The organism is Streptomyces sp. NPDC054961 (genome assembly GCF_053609145.1).
Map to the genome: position 1 here is coordinate 51,414 of NZ_JBSGWY010000024.1, position 14,738 is coordinate 66,151.

10 protein-coding genes, 1 pseudogene and 1 riboswitch are annotated in these 14,738 nt (G+C 75.4%); of the genes and pseudogenes, 3 read left to right on the plus strand and 8 right to left on the minus strand.

The features are described 5' to 3' along the window. Positions 1-219 precede the first annotated feature (219 nt). Positions 220-1,644 carry an Rv2231c family pyridoxal phosphate-dependent protein CobC gene (gene cobC / locus ACWF9Z_RS21855; protein ID WP_453604383.1) on the minus strand — a complete coding sequence of 475 codons (1,425 nt, stop codon included), beginning with the start codon at positions 1,642-1,644 and terminating at the stop codon, positions 220-222. 116 nt (positions 1,645-1,760) lie between these two features. On the opposite strand from cobC, the gene ACWF9Z_RS21860 reads away from it, so the two are divergent. After that, positions 1,761-2,591 carry a ZIP family metal transporter gene (locus tag ACWF9Z_RS21860; protein ID WP_453604473.1) on the plus strand — a complete coding sequence of 277 codons (831 nt, stop codon included), beginning with the start codon at positions 1,761-1,763 and terminating at the stop codon, positions 2,589-2,591. Between the two features lie 164 nt (positions 2,592-2,755). Here the strand turns inward: ACWF9Z_RS21860 and ACWF9Z_RS21865 are convergent, their stop codons facing one another. From ACWF9Z_RS21865 to ACWF9Z_RS21895, 7 genes and pseudogenes are all read right to left on the minus strand, one after another. Next, on the minus strand, positions 2,756-4,195 hold the full coding sequence (locus ACWF9Z_RS21865) for a cobyrinate a,c-diamide synthase (RefSeq protein WP_453604385.1): 1,440 nt from the start codon (positions 4,193-4,195) through the stop codon (positions 2,756-2,758). Then, the gene (cobO, locus tag ACWF9Z_RS21870; protein WP_453604387.1) at positions 4,189-4,788 is read right to left on the minus strand and encodes a cob(I)yrinic acid a,c-diamide adenosyltransferase; all 600 of its coding nucleotides are present in this window, start codon (positions 4,786-4,788) and stop codon (positions 4,189-4,191) included. The genes ACWF9Z_RS21865 and cobO overlap by 7 nt, the downstream gene beginning before the upstream one ends. Beyond that, the gene (locus ACWF9Z_RS21875; protein ID WP_453604389.1) at positions 4,788-6,935 is read right to left on the minus strand and encodes a putative cobaltochelatase; all 2,148 of its coding nucleotides are present in this window, start codon (positions 6,933-6,935) and stop codon (positions 4,788-4,790) included. Before ACWF9Z_RS21875 ends, cobO begins: the two co-directional genes overlap by 1 nt. Further along, positions 6,932-8,718: pseudogene (locus ACWF9Z_RS21880) on the minus strand (cobyric acid synthase). The gene ACWF9Z_RS21875 and the pseudogene ACWF9Z_RS21880 overlap by 4 nt, the downstream one beginning before the upstream one ends. Then, positions 8,715-9,734, minus strand: a complete 1,020-nt coding sequence (locus tag ACWF9Z_RS21885; protein ID WP_453604390.1) for a cobalamin biosynthesis protein — start codon at positions 9,732-9,734, stop codon at positions 8,715-8,717. The pseudogene ACWF9Z_RS21880 and the gene ACWF9Z_RS21885 overlap by 4 nt, the downstream one beginning before the upstream one ends. 37 nt (positions 9,735-9,771) lie before the next feature. Then, a riboswitch (cobalamin riboswitch) is annotated at positions 9,772-9,915 on the minus strand. A gap of 128 nt (positions 9,916-10,043) precedes the next feature. Next, positions 10,044-10,265, minus strand: a complete 222-nt coding sequence (locus ACWF9Z_RS21890) for a hypothetical protein (protein ID WP_356653913.1) — start codon at positions 10,263-10,265, stop codon at positions 10,044-10,046. A gap of 28 nt (positions 10,266-10,293) precedes the next feature. After that, entirely contained in the window at positions 10,294-11,562 is a 1,269-nt protein-coding gene (locus tag ACWF9Z_RS21895; protein WP_453604391.1) for an anion permease, read from the minus strand. A gap of 342 nt (positions 11,563-11,904) precedes the next feature. Between ACWF9Z_RS21895 and ACWF9Z_RS21900 the strand changes: the two genes are divergently transcribed. Both ACWF9Z_RS21900 and ACWF9Z_RS21905 read left to right on the plus strand, forming a co-directional pair. Further along, the gene (locus ACWF9Z_RS21900) at positions 11,905-13,044 is read left to right on the plus strand and encodes an alpha/beta hydrolase (protein WP_453604393.1); all 1,140 of its coding nucleotides are present in this window, start codon (positions 11,905-11,907) and stop codon (positions 13,042-13,044) included. Between the two features lie 187 nt (positions 13,045-13,231). Then, positions 13,232-14,704: a hypothetical protein gene (locus ACWF9Z_RS21905; protein WP_453604395.1), complete on the plus strand. Its 1,473-nt coding sequence runs from the start codon at positions 13,232-13,234 to the stop codon at positions 14,702-14,704. The last annotated feature ends 34 nt before the right edge of the window (positions 14,705-14,738 follow it).

Consider the following 14,738-nt stretch of genomic DNA (forward strand, 5'->3'; position numbering starts at 1 on the left):
CCGACTGCCTTCATCCCCGCACCCCCGGTGTCACGCGGCCGCTGCCCGCGGAAAATCCTCGCTCACGCGGCTCCCCCTGGCCATGGGCGAACCGGGATGCGGGGCCGTCCGGGTGACACCCCACGCCTGAGCTCGCTCCGCTTCGCCGGACACGATCGGATCGGTGGTCAGATCCGCCGCCGCCCGCTCCCCCCGGGGCCGGGGGCAGGGACCGACGGGTCAGCGAGCGGCCAGGGCGATGTCCAGGGCCTGGAGGAGGCGGCCCGTCGTCGCGCGGTCGCGGACCGCCAGCCGGAGCCAGGAGCGGTCCAGCCCGGGGAAGGTGTCGCCGCGGCGCACGGCGAAGCCCAGGGCGCGCAGCCGGGTGCGGACCTCCGTCGCGCCCTCGGTCCGGATCAGCACGAACGGGCCGTGCGCCGTGCCCGCCACCGAGATCTCCTCGAACTCCGCCAGCCCGGCCAGGAGGTGTTCCCGGTCCACCGTGATCTGCCGGGCCGCGGCCTGCGCCTCTTCCAGCGCCGCGGGCGACATGCACGCCTCGGCCGCCACCAGCGCCGGAGTGGACACCGGCCACAGCGGCTGCGCCGCCGAGAGCTTCGCGATCACCTCGGGCTCCGCCAGCACGTAGCCGATGCGCAGACCGGCCAGTCCCCAGGTCTTGGTCAGGCTCCGGAGCACCACGAGCCCCGGTATGTCCGTCCGCCCGGCCAGCGCCTCCCGCTCGTCCGGGACCGCGTCCATGAAGGCCTCGTCCACCACCAGGATCCGGCCGGGCCGGGCCAGCGCCGCCAGGGTGGCCGCCGGGTGCAGGACCGAGGTCGGGTTGGTCGGGTTCCCGACGACCACCAGGTCGGCTTCCTCCGGCACCGCCGCCGGGTCCAGGCGGAAACCGTCCGCCGCGCGCAGCAGGACCCGCTCCACCTGGTGGCCCGCGTCGCGCAGGGCCGCCTCCGGCTCGGTGAACTGCGGGTGCACCACGACCGGCCGTTCGGCGCCCAGCGCCCGCGCGATCAGCACGAACGCCTCCGCGGCCCCCGCCGTCAGCAGCACCCGCTCGACCGGCAGCCCGTGGCGCAGGGCCACCGCCGCGCGGGCCGGGCGGCCGTCGGGATAGGCGGCGAGGACGTCGAGCGAAGCCGCGATCCGCTCCTTCAGCCACTGCGGGGGCGTGTGCGTGCGTACGTTCACGGCGAGATCGACCAGCGCCGAGCCCGCGTCCACCACCTCCGCGTCCCCGTGGTGGCGCAGGTCGTGCGCGTGCGTCGTGGCGACCGCGCAGGTCGCCGCCACCGACCGCCGCTTGGGTACGAGGAGTTCCCCGCCCCCCGCGAGCGCGGCGGCCTCGGCCACCGACGGGGTGCCGGCGGCGTCGCGTGCGGTATCGGAGGGGTGCGGTACCGCGATGGCCGCCAGCCGGTCGGGGGGATAGCTCAGCAGCGGCACGCCGAAACGTTCCGCCGCGCCCGCGATCCCGGCCTCCGCCGTCTTCGCCTCCACCGTGGCCAGCGCCGTCACCGCCTCCGCCGACAGCCCGGCGCCGCGCAGGGTCTCCTCCACCAGCGCACAGACCTCCGCCACGGACACCCCCGCCCGGCCACCGACCCCGACCACCAGCTGCGTCGCGTACTCGCCCACCAGGTTCACCCCTTTTCCCTCGTCGTGGTCATGGTCATGATCGGCGTCGTGGCCGTCAACCGGCGGTGGTCCACCGCCCGCGCACGGAGGTGCGCGGGCGGCGAGGAGTCGGTATGCAGGGGCACATGGCCGTGATCGTGGCGTTGGGCGCGTTCCTGATGACCCTGGCAGGCGGATGGACGGCGCAACGCGTCACCGACCGCCGCCACCTCGTGCTGGGCCTGGCCGGCGGGCTGATGCTCGGTGTCGTGGGCCTCGACCTGCTCCCGGAAGCCATGCACGCCGCGGGAGAGGAGGTGTTCGGGGTCCCGATGGCCCTGCTGCTCTTCGTCGGCGGATTCCTCGTCGCGCACTGCGCGGAGCGGCTGCTGGCGGTCCGCCAGGCCTCCCACGGAGGCCGCAACGGGGACGCCCCCGAGAACGGACACGAGAACGGGCACGAGAACGGGCACCTGCACGGGGGCGGGCACGGGGGCGGGCACGCGGAGGGTTCCGCGGACGGCGCGCACGGGGGCCGGGCCCCCCAGGTCGGATTGGCGGCGGCCGCCGCCATGGTCGGCCACAGCCTCGCCGACGGGGTGGCCCTCGGCGCCGCGTTCCAGGTCGGGGGCGGGATGGGGGTGGCCGTGACCCTGGCCGTCATCACCCACGACTTCGCCGACGGGTTCAACACCTACACGCTCACCCGGCTGTACGGGAACGACCGCCGCAGGGCGCAGCTCATGCTCTTCGCGGACGCCGTGGCCCCCGTGGTGGGCGCCGCGTCCACTGTGCTGTTCACCCTTCCGGAGGAACCGCTCGGGGCCTACCTCGGCTTCTTCGGCGGGGTCCTGCTCTACCTGGCGGCGGCCGAGATCCTGCCCGAAGCCCACCACAAGCACCCCGCGCTGTCCACGCTGATGTGCACGGTGGGCGGGGTGGCCGGGATCTGGCTGGTGGTCGGCCTCGCGGACTGACCGGAGCGACCGGACCGCCCGGACCGACGGGACCGCCCCCACCGATGGGACCGACCCGGCCGACCGGAGCGGCCGGACCGCCCCGGCCGCCCCGAGCGGCCGGACCGGGCAGCGGGACGGGCGCGAGCGGAGCGGCCGGGCGGCCTCGGCCGCGGGTCTTCCGTTCACCGACGGGCTGCCGCGGCTGCGGTGAAGCGCAGGGCCACGGACGGCTCGGCCGCCCAGTGCGTGTGCAGGTAGCTGGCGTGCACACCGTGCTCCACGAAGCCCTCGACGCGGCGTTCCGGGTGCGTGAACCCCCAGGCGGGCGCCGCTCCGGCGCCCGGCTCGATCACCGTCCGGTGGAACTCGTGCCCGCGCAGCCGGGTACCGGCCGGCGCGAGGACGCTGTCCGACACCGCGACGGCCTCGCGGTAGCCGAGCGTGAGCCGCTCCGACATCCGCGCGTCGGCGTCGAGCACCCCGCACATGGGCTTCCCGTCCAGCGAGCGTCCCAGGTACAGCAGTCCGGCGCATTCGGCGGCCACCGGGCCCCCGGCCGCGGCGAAGGCGGCGACGGCCCTGCGGAGCGGCTCGTTGGCGGACAGCTCGGGCGCGTACACCTCCGGGAACCCGCCGCCGATCACCAGGCCGGTGGTTCCCTCGGGCAGCGCCTCGTCGCGCAGCGGATCGAAGGTGACCACCTCGGCTCCGGCCGCGCGCAGCAGCTCCGCGTGCTCGGCGTAGGAGAACGTGAACGCGGCCCCTCCGGCGACGGCGATGACGGGCGCGGGCGAGGCCGCTCCCGACGAGGCGGCTCCCGGCGCGACCGTTCCCGGCGCGACCGCTCCCGACGAGGCCGCTCCCGACAGGGCCAGGACCCGCTCCGGGTCCCAGGCCTCGCAGGCCAGGGGCGGCGCGGTGCGGGCCAGGGCCATGAGCGCGTCCAGGTCGCAGCCGGCCCGGACCTGATCGGCGAGCGCCGCCACCGAGGCGACGGCGTCGCGCCGCCGCTCGGCCACCGGCACCAGCCCGAGGTGCCGCGAGGGCGCCGCGACCTGCGGAGCCCTGCGCAGGACGCCGAGAACCGGCATCCCGGCCTCCTCCAGCGCCTCCCGCAGCATCACCTCGTGCCGGTCGGAACCGACCTTGTTCAGGATCACGCCCCCCAGCCGCACCTGCGGGTCGAAGGAGGCGAAGCCGTGCACCAGCGCCGCCACCGACCGCGACTGCGAGGACGCGTCCACGACCAGCACGACGGGCGCCCGCAGCAGCTTCGCGACCTGCGCCGTGGACGCCAGTTCACCCCGCCCCGCGGCCCCGTCGTAGAGGCCCATGACGCCCTCCACGACGGCCAGGTCGCACCCCGCCGCCCCGTGCGCGAACAGCGGGGCGATCAGCTCCGGCCCGCACATGAAGGAGTCCAGGTTGCGCCCCGGCCGGCCGGTGGCCAGCGCGTGGTAGCCGGGGTCGATGTAGTCGGGCCCGGCCTTGTGCGGGGACACGGCGAGGCCGCGCTCCGAGAAGGCCGCCATCAGGCCCGTCGCGACGGTGGTCTTGCCGCTCCCGGAGGAGGGCGCGGCTATGACCAGACGCGGCACGTCGTACGAGGACGCCCTCACCACTCGATGCCCTTCTGGCCCTTCTGGCCGGCGTCCATCGGGTGCTTGACCTTGGTCATCTCGGTGACGAGGTCCGCGAACTCGACCAGCTTCTCCGGGGCGTTGCGGCCGGTGATCACCACGTGCTGGGTGCCGGGACGGTTGCGGAGCACCTCGACGACCTCGTCGACGTCGATCCAGCCCCAGTGCATCGGGTACGCGAACTCGTCGAGCACGTACAGGCGGTGCGTCTCGGCGGCCAGGTCGCGCTTGACCTGCTCCCAGCCCTCCTTGGCCGCCTGCTCGTTGTCGAGCTGCGCGTCCCGCTGGACCCAGGACCAGCCCTCGCCCATCTTGTGCCAGACGACCGGGCCGCCCTCGCCCGAGGCGCCGAGCACCTTCAGCGCGTTCTCCTCACCGACCTTCCACTTCGCCGACTTGACGAACTGGAACACCCCGATCGACCAGCCCTGGTTCCAGGCGCGCAGCGCCAGGCCGAAGGCCGCCGTCGACTTGCCCTTGCCCGGTCCGGTGTGGACGAAGACGAGCGGGCGGTTGCGGCGCTGACGTGTCGTGAGTCCGTCGTCCGGAACGACGGACGGCTGTCCCTGCGGCATTACGCGGCCCTCCTGAGGGTCTGGGATGAGGTACGTACGTTCTTCACGAGCCCGGCCAGCGTGTCGGCCCGCAGTCCGTCGAGGGTGATGGCCGGGCCACCCAGGTCGGCGGCCAGCTCCCCGGCCAGGCCCAGCCGGACCGGCCCGGACTCGCAGTCCACGACCACGGAGGCGACCCCTTCGGACGCCAGCAGCCGGGCGCTGCGGCCGGACAGTTCGCGCGGCGTGCCGTCCGCGCGGCCGCCCGCGGAGCCGGCCGAGGTGGCCCGTCCGTCCGTGACCACCACGAGCAGCGGACGCCGGCTCGGGTCCCGCAGCCGCTCGATGCGCAGCACCTCGCGGGCCTTGAGCAGCCCGGCGGCGAGCGGGGTGCGGCCGCCGGTCGGCAGCGTCTCCAGCCGGGCCGCGGCCGAGTCGACGGAAGAGGTCGGCGGCAGGGCCAGTTCGGCCGTGGAGCCGCGGAAGGTGATCAGGCCGACCTTGTCGCGCCGCTGGTAGGCGTCCAGCAGCAGCGACAGCACCGCGCCCTTGACCGCGCTCATGCGCTGCCGGGCGGCCATGGAGCCGGAGGCGTCGACGACGAAGAGGACGAGGTTGCCCTCGCGGCCCTCGCGGGTCGCCTGCCGCAGGTCGTCCTTGCGGACGACCAGGCCGCGCCCGGTGCGCCCGCGCGCCTTCTGGTGCGGGGCGGCCGCCTGGACGGTCGCCGCCAGGTGCAGCTTCGTCAGGTGGCCGCGGGGGCGCTGGGCACCCGTGGTGCGGCCGTGCGCGGTGCGGGCGCGCGAACGGCGGCCGGACGCGCCCTCGCCGAGCCCCGGCACGCTGAGCATCTTGGTGCGGAACGGCGCCGCGGCCCGTACGGCGGCCTGCTCGGGCGCGTCCGCGCCGTTGGCGGAGGGCTGCGGCGCGGGGTCCTCGGCGGGCTGCTCGGGCTCGGGCCGCCGATCGGATTCGGCCCCGGCCTCTGCTTCGGGCCCGGTCTCCGGGGCGTCGGGTCCGGAGCCCTGCGGGGGTACGCCGCCGCCCCCGTCGGGACCGCCGCCGTCCGGGCCGCTGTCGTCGGGGCCCTCGCCCGGACCCTCCGGCTCGGGATCCGGCTCCGGCTCGTGGCCGGGGTCGTGGTCCGGTTCGTCGTCGTCGGGGAACTGCTCCAGGATCCGGTCGAGCTTCTCCTCGTCCAGGCCCGGCGCGTCGAAGGGATTGCGGCGGCGCCGGTGGGGGAGCGCCAGCAGGGCGGCCTGCCGCACGTCTTCCTTCCGCACCCGGGTCCGGCCGGCCCAGGCGGCCAGCGCGGTCGCGGTCCGGGCCATCACGATGTCGGCGCGCATGCCGTCGACCTCGAAACCGGCACAGGTCGCGGCGATCTGCAGCAGCGAGGCGTCGCCGAGGACGACCTGGGGGAGCAGGGCGCGGGCGGCCACCACACGGGCGCGCACGTCCTGTTCCTCGGTGGCCCAGCGCAGGGCGAAGGCGGCGGGGTCGTCCTCGTAGGAGAGCCGGCGGCGCACGACCTCGACCCGCTGGACGGGTTCGCGGGAGGCCGCGACCTCGACGGTCAGCCCGAACCGGTCCAGGAGCTGCGGGCGGAGCTCACCCTCCTCGGGGTTCATCGTGCCGACGAGCAGGAAGCGGGCGGCGTGCCGGACGGAGACGCCCTCGCGCTCGACGTAGGAGGCGCCCATCGCGGCGGCGTCGAGGAGGAGGTCGATGAGGTGGTCGTGGAGGAGGTTGACCTCGTCCACGTACAGGATCCCGCGGTGCGCGTCGGCGAGCAGGCCGGGCTCGAAGGCCTTCACGCCCTCCGAGAGGGCGCGTTCGATGTCGAGGGCGCCGACCAGGCGGTCCTCGGAGGCGCCGACGGGCAGTTCCACCATGCGGGCGGGCCGCGCGGAGGCCGGGCCGGGCTCGTGCGGGCCGTCGGGGCAGACCGGGTCCGGGGCGGCGGGCGCACAGCTGAACCGGCAGCCGGGCACGACGTCCACCTGCGGGAGCAGGGCGGAGAGCGCCCGGACGGCGGTGGACTTGGCCGTCCCCTTCTCGCCGCGCACGAGCACCCCGCCGACCGAGGGGCTGACCGCGTTGAGCAGCAGCGCGAGACGCAGGTCGGTCTGGCCGACCAGTGCGGTGAACGGGTAGGGCGTGCTCATGCGGTGGCCCCTCCTTCTGCGTGGGTACGGGTACGGGTGCGCGGGCGGGCGGCGTGCGGCGGCTCGGGTGTTGCCGCTGCGCGGGGCCGTGTCCCCGACCCGCCCTTCCGCCGTTCCCCGGGGCTCCGCCCCGGACCCTGCGCCTCAAACGCCGGCGGGGCTGTATGGAGCCCGTCCGGCGTCTGAGGACCGGGTCCGGGCAGCGCCCGGCGAACGGCGGAAGGGTGGGTAGGGGACGGCCCCCGCAGGGACCGGCCCGCCGTCACGGCGCGCCCGGGGGGAGGAACGGGAGACCCGCCGGGGCTCCCTTCTCGATCAGGCGGAGCAGGGCGCCGGTGTCCGCGTGCTCCTCGATCAGATCGCCCAGCAGGTCCAGCTGTTCCTCCCGCAGGGAGCCGAAGGACGTGTCCGGGGCCGGGACGAACCGCCGGCCGGCGGCCGAGGCGACCTCGCGCAGGAACGCCCTCCGGAAGCCGTCGGACTCCAGCGAGCCGTGCCAGTGCGTGCCCCAGACCTCCCCGACGCGGCACCCGTCGAGGAAGGGCGTCCCGCCCAGGACCTCGGCCACCCCGTGGTGGATCTCGTAGCCCTCGACCGGCTCGCCGAGGGCCGAACCCACCGGCCGCGCCAGCGTCTTCTCCCGTGCGAAGCGGACCCGGACCGGCAGCAGGCCGAGGCCCTCGACGGAACCGGCCTTCGACTCGACCTCGTCCTCGATCCGTTCGCCGAGCACCTGGAAGCCGCCGCAGATCCCCAGGACCGGGCGGCCCTCCGCCGCCCGCCGGCCCAGCGCGTCCGCGAGCCCGCGCTCGCGCAGCCAGGCGAGGGCCTTCACCGTGCCGCGGGTCCCCGGTACGACGACCAGGTCCGCGTCGACGAGCTCCTCGGCCCGGTCCACGAACCGCACCACCACCCCCGGCTCCGCCGCGAGCGCGTCGACGTCCGTGAAGTTCGACATCAGCGGAACCGCGCAGACCGCGACCCGCAGCACGTCCTCGCCCACGGGCGGGGCGACCACGGATTCCCGTACCGCACCCCGCAGGGAGACCCGCAGGCCGTCCTCCTCGTCGATGCCCAGCCCGTGCTGGAAGGGGAGTACCCCGTACGTCGCACGGCCCGTCAGACCGCGCAGCATCTCCATACCGGGCTCCAGCAGGGTGACGTCCCCGCGGAACTTGTTGACGAGGTACCCCGCGATCAGCGACTGGTCCTCGGGGGAGAGCAGCGCCGTGGTACCGAAGAAGGAGGCGAAGACCCCGCCCCGGTCGATGTCGCCGACCACGACCACCGGGAACCGCGCGGCCCGCGCGATGCCCATGTTCACGATGTCGGTGCGCCGCAGGTTGATCTCGGCCGGACTGCCCGCCCCCTCGCAGATCACGGCGTCATACGTGCCCCGCAACTGCTCCAGGCAGTCCGTGACGATGCCGAGCAACTGCTCCTGCCTGCCCCCGTGGTAGCCGCGCGCGCTCATCTCGCCCACCGGCTTGCCCAGCAGCACCACCTGGCTGCTGCGGTCGCTTCCGGGCTTGAGCAGCACCGGGTTCATCAGCGCGGTCGGCTCCACGCGCGCGGCCTGCGCCTGCATGGCCTGCGCCCGCCCGATCTCGGCGCCCTCCCGGGTCACGAAGGAGTTCAGCGACATGTTCTGCGCCTTGAACGGGGCCACCTTCACCCCGCTGCGCGCGAGCCACCGGCAGATGCCCGCCGTGACCACGCTCTTGCCCGCGTCCGATGTCGTACCGGCGACGAGGAGCCCCCCGCCGCGCTGCGCGCCGCTCATGCGCGTCCCTTCCTCGTGCGACTCGTGCGACTCGTGCGAATCGTCCGGCCCAGCAGACCCGTCGGGCCGGTTCGGCTCGTCCGGGAGAGCAGCGTCCGTGCGGCCACACAGGCCCCCAGCGCCACCCACGTCACCTGCCGCGACAGCCGTACGGCCCGTTCGATGTCCGCGACCTCCACCGGCCGTCCCGCCCCGCCGTTCAGCACGGCCCGGTGCTCGACCCGTCCCCCGTACGCCAGGGTCCCGCCCAGGCGTACGCCGAGCGCCCCGGCGAAGGAGGACTCCACCGGTCCCGCGTTCGGGCTCGGGTGCGCGGCGGCGTCGGCGCGCCAGGCGCGTACGGCTCCCCGCCGGTCGGGGCCGGCCAGTACGGCGGCCAGCGCCGTCAGCCGGGCGCCCGGCCAGCCCGCGACGTCGTCGAGCCGGGCCGAGGCCCAGCCGTAGCGCAGGTGGCGGGGCGACTTGTGGCCGACCATCGCGTCCAGGGTGTTCACGGCGCGGAAGGCCAGCAGCCCGGGGACGCCGGCGACGGCCCCCCAGACCAGGGCCCCGACCACGGCGTCGGAGGTGTTCTCGGCGACCGACTCCACGACGGCGCGGGCCATTTGCTGCTCGTCCAGGGCCTGCGGGTCGCGCCCGCACAGGTGCGGCAGCCGGGCGCGGGCCGCCTCGGCATCCCCGGCGGCCAGTGCCCCGCCGATGGCGCGGGCCTCGCGGCCCAGCGAGGTGCCGCCCACGACGGCCCAGGTGGCCGCGGCGGTCAGGGCGATGCGGGCCACCGCGGGCCGGGAGCGCACGGCGCGGGCGCCGAGCACGCCGACGGCGGCGGCGCCCCCGGCGCACACGAGGGTGTGAAGGGCGCCCCGGGCGCGGTCGTCGCGCCACAGGGCGCGTTCGACGGCGGCGGCGGTTCGTCCGAAGGCGGCCACGGGGTGCCCGCGGCGAGGATCCCCGAGGATCCGGTCGCCGATCAGGCCGGCCGTGGCGCCGTACGCGAAGACGCGATCGGCACGCATGGTGGCAGGTAGGTCCTCACTCAGGGTCCGCGCCCTGGTTCGACGTGTCCGGCGACGAGAGTTCCTGGCTCCCGGTCGCACTCGGCTCGAGTGCTCCGGTGACAGTGGCGGGACCGCGCCGGATTCGCACCGGACTTCCTCTCCATGCCGCCGTATTGGCTCGGGCAGTCCACCACGCAGCGCGAAGGCCCGTCAACTTGCAGTTGACCTGCGCCGGGGTGGTCGGGGAGCAGCGGTCCCGGACGCACGAAAGGCTCCCCCCGGGACGAACCCGGAGGGAGCCTTCACCCGTGGTGCCCGCGCGGGCCCCTAGGAGACGATCAGGTAGATCCCGTAGGCCACGGCCGCCGCGCAGAGCGCGAAGCAGGCGTACGCGCCGCTGCGGGCCAGGGTGGCGGCGCCGCCCTGCTCGGTGGCGGCCTCGTGCTTGGAGAGCCCGATCAGACCCAGGGTGAACAGGGTCACGAGCGCGACGGTGGCGGAGAGGCTGACACCGAAGACGGAGCCGAGTGCTTCCCAGTCGATCTTCATACCGCTGATTCCTCTGTCGTTCTCGGGGTCAGACCGCTGCGGCCGGAGCCGCGGCTGCCGGGGTCGCGGCCGGGATGGTGGCCTTGAAGTCCTCGTCCGTCACCGCGGCGGTGCTGCCGGCGGCGGCGACGGTCGGCGGGACGGTGACGGCCGCGATGGCGGTGGTGACGACACCCGGCTCCTCGGCGTCGGCCGACGGGACCGCGTTCACGTTGGTGTGGTCCACGACCTGGCGGCGCGAGATGAACCAGATCGCGAGGCAGGAGGCGGCCAGGAAGACCGCGACGGCGGCGACGCCGACGTCACCGGTGCGCATGACCAGCTCGGCGCCCGCGGAGACCAGGGCGGCGGCCGGCAGGGTCAGGCCCCAGGCCATGAACATGCGGGAGGCGGTGGACCAGCGGACCACACCGCCCCTGCGGCCCAGGCCCGAACCCATGACGGCGCCGGAGCACGCGTGGGTGGTGGAGAGGGAGAAGCCGAGGGAGGAGGAGGCCAGGATGACGCTGGCGGCCGAGGTCTGGGCGGCGAAGCCCTGCTGCGGCTGCAGGTCGGTCAGGCCGCTGCCCATGGTGCGGATGATGCGCCAGCCGCCCAGGTAGGTCCCCATCGCGATGGCCATGCCGGCGGAGACGATGACCCAGACCGGCGGGTTGGAGCCGGCCGGCAGGGCGTTCCCGGCGATGAGCGCCAGGGTGATGATGCCCATCGTCTTCTGCGCGTCGTTGGTGCCGTGCGCGAGCGAGACCAGACCGGCGGAGGCGATCTGCCCGGCGCGGTAGCCCTTGGCCGACGTCTTGTCGCCCATGCCCTTGCCGACCTTGTACGTGACCTTCGTGGCCAGGTACGCGGCGGCGCCGGCGACCAGCGGCGCGGCGACCGCGGGGATCAGCACCTTGGTGACGACGACGCTGCCGTTGACCGCGCCCATGCCGGCGGAGGCGACCGCGGCACCGATGAGGCCGCCCATCAGGGCGTGGGACGAGCTGGAGGGCAGTCCGACCAGCCAGGTGACGAGGTTCCAGAGGATGGCGCCGACCAGGGCGGCGAAGATGACCTCCGGCTGGATGCCTTCCTCGTTGACCAGGCCCTTGGAGATCGTCTTGGCGACCTCCACGGACATGAAAGCGCCGACGAGGTTCAGTACGGCGGACATCGCCACCGCAGTCTTGGGCTTGAGGGCGCCGGTCGAGATGGTGGTGGCCATCGCGTTGGCCGTGTCGTGAAAACCGTTCGTGAAGTCGAACACGAGAGCGGTGATGATCACGATCCCGAGGAGAAGCGTTATGTGCTCCATTTACCCAGGCTTCTGTTTGACGTCAGTGGTTCGTGGACCGTAGGCAATCTGAGTGAACGGAAGGTGAACTGGCGGCGATCGTGTGGTGTATCGCCCCGGGACCGGATCGGGACCTTCGTCCCGATATCGGAATGGTTCCCTCCATCGGTGCACGTCACGACCGCGCGGCGGCCCCGCGAGGGGCGGGACCTCCGGCTCGCCGATCCGGACGGAAAGTTTCCGGAGGAGACCCAGATCACCTCGCCGAGGGCCCTTCCGGGCCCCCTCGCCAGACGCCGGAGCCGCGGTCCGGAGCGAGCGCCTCCGGTGGCCCCCCGCCGCATCCGCCTCGACACTGGAGCCGTGCGTACCGCCACAGCGACGGCAGCGGCCGTCACCACGACCCTCCTGGGCGCCGGCGCGGCCGTCACCGCCGCCGCCCTGGCCGGCCGCCGTGCCGCCGACGCGGCCCTGCGGACCGAGCCGGGGCGCCCGCTCCCGGGCAGCCCGCGGCTCACCGTCCACTCCGCCGCGGCCGGCGGGGTCGAGCTGACGCGCTCACTGGCCTCCCTGCGCCCCGGTACGTACGGGCTGACCGCGCCCGGGGTGCACGCCGTGGTCGGGTCCGTCCTCCCCGAGGCCCCGTCCGGCCCCGACACCGTGGTGCGCCGGCTCCTCGCCGTCACCCACGGCCGCCTCGACCCCGGCACCCGCGTCGCCCTCACCCCCCAGGTCCACCTGGGCAACCCGGGCACGGCCCTCGGACTGGACCACGCCGACGTGGACGTCCCCGGCGAGCTCGGCGCGCTGCCCGCCTGGTTCGTGCCCGCCGCCCGCGACACCTGGGTGATCACCGTCCACGGGCTCGGCGCCACCCGCGAGCACCCGATGGTGGTGATGCCCTTCCTGCACCGCCAGCGGCTGCCCGTCCTGGACCTCGCCTACCGGGGAGACCTCGGCGCCCCCGCCCCGCCGGACGGACTCGGCCACCTCGGCGCCTCCGAATGGCGCGATCTCGACGCCGCCATCCGCTACGCCCTGCGCTACGGCGCCCGCCGGATCGTCGTGCACGGCTGGTCCACCGGCGCCACCATGGCCCTGCACGCCGTCGAGCGCTCGGCGCTGGCCGACCGGATCTGCGGACTGGTGCTGGACTCGCCCGTCCTGGACTGGCAGGCCACCCTGCGCGCCCTCGTCGCGGCGCGCCGCACCCCGGGCCCGCTGCTGTCCCTCGCGGTCAAGGCCGCCGAGGGCCGGGCGGGCCTGCGCGCGGACCACCCGGCGCCGGGATCGGATCCCGGCGCCCTGCGGATCCCCGTCCTGATCTTCCACGGCCCCGACGACACCCTCGCCCCCTGGGAGCCCTCGCGCCGGCTCGCCGCCGCCCGGCCCGGCCTCGTCACCCTGCGGACCGTCCCCCAGGCCGGGCACGGGGCGATGTGGAACGCCGATCCGGCGGGATACGAGGAGGCGCTGCGCCGCTTCCTGACCCCTCTTATGTAGCGGGCCGTCCGCTCGCGCGGAGCGGGCCGTCCGGAGGGCCGCGGGGTCCGCCGTCCGGCGGCCTGTCCGAAGAACGTGGTGCGCACGGGGCACGGATGGCGAATTGCCCTGATCTGTCTCATCGGTCGTCTGTGGCAATGGCCGGTTCCGTTTGGGCTTTCGGCCGGTGACGGGCGAGACTGCTCACGTGACGTCCCGAAAGCCTGATGAGCAGTTGGCTCGCGACTCCAGACTCCGACTCGTCTACCCGAAAACCGTGGGTGCGGCCCGCACGTCGGTGACCGACCGGCGAACCCGGACCGCACCCAGGCCACCGGCGGGTACCCCCGCCCCGGCCGACCTCGCGAACAGGGCCCGCGCCTCGCTCGCCGATGCCGTACGCCTCGCCCGCTGGGCCGAGGCCCACCTCGGCGCGGGGGACGGCGGCAGGCCTGCCCCGGCGGGCGCCCTGCCCGCCGCCGACGTCGAACGCGCCGCCGCGCAGCTGCGCCTGACGCCCGGCCAGATCCGGGTCGGCTGGGACCGCTCCCGGCTCGCGGGCCTGGTGGAGGTGCACGGGGGCCAGGCCCGGCCCGGCTGGCGCCTGCGCGCCTGGGACCGGGACGACACCGCCGTACTGCGCGGCTGGGTCGCCCTCTTCGACGCCTGGTCGCTGGTCCACCCCGCCCCCGCCGACATCGCCCCCGCGGCCGTCGCCGAGGTCGTCGAGGCCATGCCCCAACTCCTGTCCCTGCTCCAGCTCTCCGCCGGTCCCGTGACCGTCCCGGATCTGCTGGACCTGCTCGGGCAGCGCGTCGAGGAACTGCGCGACGAGCGGTGCGAGGTCCCCTACGAGACCACCGCGCAGGCGGCCGGCCCCGTACGGGACCACGCCGGCCGCGCGGACGCCGGACCGGCGGACGTCCCGGCGGCCGCTCCGGCCCCGCCCGCGGCCCCCGTACCGCTCGCCCGGCTGCTGCGCTGGGCGCTCGGCGGGCTCGCCGCCGTCGACGCGGTCACCCTCGGCCCCGCCCGGGCCGCCCTGACCCCGCTCGGGAGCTGGGCCGTCTGGGTCAAGCTGGAGCAGATCTGCGTGGCCGCGCAGAGCCCGGCCGGGAACATCGAACAGTCCGCGGCCGCGATGCTGCGCGGCTGCGCCCGGCTCACCCCGGGCCCGGCCCGCGCCGAGTACCAGGCCTGGCTCGCCGCCCGGCCGGTCGGCCACGCCGTCTCCGAGCTGCTGAACGCGGCCCGCGGCGAGGACGCGCTGCTGCGCGGGCTCGCCTTCGAGGCGCTGCGCGTGGTCGGCGCCCCCGCCGAGCCCGAGGTCCGCGCGGCCACCCGCGAGGCCACGCTGCGCCCCTACGCCCTGCTCTGGCTCGCCGTGCACGACGGGGTCGACCCCGACGAGGCGCAGGACGTGCTCACCGCCGAGGAGCAGACCTGGCTGTGGGTGGACACGGCGGCCGCCATCGCCGACCACGGCGAAGCCGAACTGCTGGCCCGCCACCTGGACTCGGCCGTGCGCACCACGGTCCCGCGGCTGCTGGACGAGGTCCGCGCGGTCGGCCATCCCCGCACGGTGCAGGTCCTGGTCGCGCTGGCCGCCGCCCACCCGGACCCGGCCCTGGCCAAGGCGGTCCGCCGGGCCGCCTTCCAGGTCCACACCGGCGGCGCGTAACGCCCGGGGCGGGGGGCCGCGAGGTCCACCGGCG